Below are 1,330 nucleotides of genomic sequence, written 5' to 3' on the forward strand. Positions count from 1 at the left end.
CCCTGCCCCCTACCCCCTCTTTTGTAATTTTTTGAGATTTTGATAAATTTCTGGCAAGCGGCTATAAATTGCTGATGCTCTGAGGTAGAGTTTGTGCGGTATGGCTGGACTACCTGAGACAATTTCTCCCGGTGCAACATCCTTGAGAATACCAGTTTGAGCGGAAGCCATTGCCCCATCTCCAATTTTAGCCTGATTGGCAATTCCCACTTGTCCAGCTAAAATTACTCGATTTCCAATCTTTACGCCTCCAGCCATGCCTGTTTGACCTGCTATGGCGCAACCAGAGCCTATTTGACTGCCATGCCCTATCTGCACTAAGTTATCAATTTTGGTGTTTTTACCAATTCTTGTTTCTCCGACTGCGGGACGGTCTATGGCTGTGTTACAACCTACTTCTACTCCATCTTCTAAAACGGTGTAACCCGATTGTTCCATTTTCAACCAACCTGTCCGAATAGGGACAAAGCCAAAGCCTTCTGCACCAATCACAGCACCGCTATGAATAACGCAATCTGCACCGATTTGGGTGCGTTCGTGGATGGTACAGTTAGCGTGTAGGGTGATGCGATCGCCTATTTTTACTTCTGGATAAATAACGACGTTAGGATGAATAATGGCATGATTGCCAATTTCTACATCATGAGAAATAACAACATGAGCGCCAATATACACATCATCACCAATTTTGGCACTGGGGTGAATCACGGCACTAGGATGAATTTCGGGAGTAGGACGGTAAGGTTGATAAAATAGGGCGATCGCTTTCGCAAATACCAGTCTGGGTTGAGTTGTTGATAACCAAGCTAGACCCTTTTCTCCGGCTTGATTCTGCAATTTTTCATCGGGGGGCAAAATTACAGCGCTCGCACCAGTAGAATTGAGCAATGCGGAAAATTTAGCTCCTTCTACATAGCTGAGAGTCCCAGATATTGCTTCATCTATGGCTGCAACTCCAGTAATTTCTAAATCAATGTTAGGGCTACTTTCGGTAATATAATCACCAAGTTGATTGAGAATTTCACTAAATTTCATACTGATTTACAAAAGAAGGGAATAGGCAAGAGGCAAGAGGCAAGAGGCAAGAGGCAAGAGGCAAGAGGCTAGAGGCAAGAGGAAAGAGGCTATAGTTTTTAGTTTTGCGTATATCACTTATCGCTAATTGGCAAGAGGTTATCGCAATAAACAATTTGCGAATGGTTTTGAGCATGAGGTGAATGCCTATTTGGTATTTGCGAAAGCGATCGCCCTATTTTATCAACCTTACCGTCCTACTCCCGAAATTCATCCTAGTGCCGTGATTCACCCCAGTGCCAAAATTGGTGATGAT

The 1,330-nt window shown here is 43.9% G+C and carries 1 protein-coding gene and 1 pseudogene; one reads left to right on the plus strand and one right to left on the minus strand.

Annotated elements, in window-relative coordinates; translation table 11 throughout:
* Positions 1-9: 9 nt before the first annotated feature.
* Positions 10-1,035, minus strand: a complete 1,026-nt coding sequence (gene lpxD / locus AN486_RS26525; protein WP_027402721.1) for a UDP-3-O-(3-hydroxymyristoyl)glucosamine N-acyltransferase — start codon at positions 1,033-1,035, stop codon at positions 10-12.
* Positions 1,036-1,225: 190 nt separating this feature from the next.
* On the opposite strand from lpxD, the pseudogene AN486_RS26530 reads away from it, so the two are divergent.
* Positions 1,226-1,330: pseudogene (locus AN486_RS26530) on the plus strand (UDP-3-O-(3-hydroxymyristoyl)glucosamine N-acyltransferase); the annotation flags it as partial.

This window comes from Anabaena sp. AL93, from assembly GCF_001672085.1.
GTDB lineage: Bacteria > Cyanobacteriota > Cyanobacteriia > Cyanobacteriales > Nostocaceae > Dolichospermum > Dolichospermum heterosporum.

Excerpts from the sequence above, each read along its gene's own strand:
- lpxD (WP_027402721.1), bottom strand. The coding sequence starts at position 1,035 with ATGAAATTTAGTGAAATTCTCAATCAACTTGGTGATTATATTACCGAA.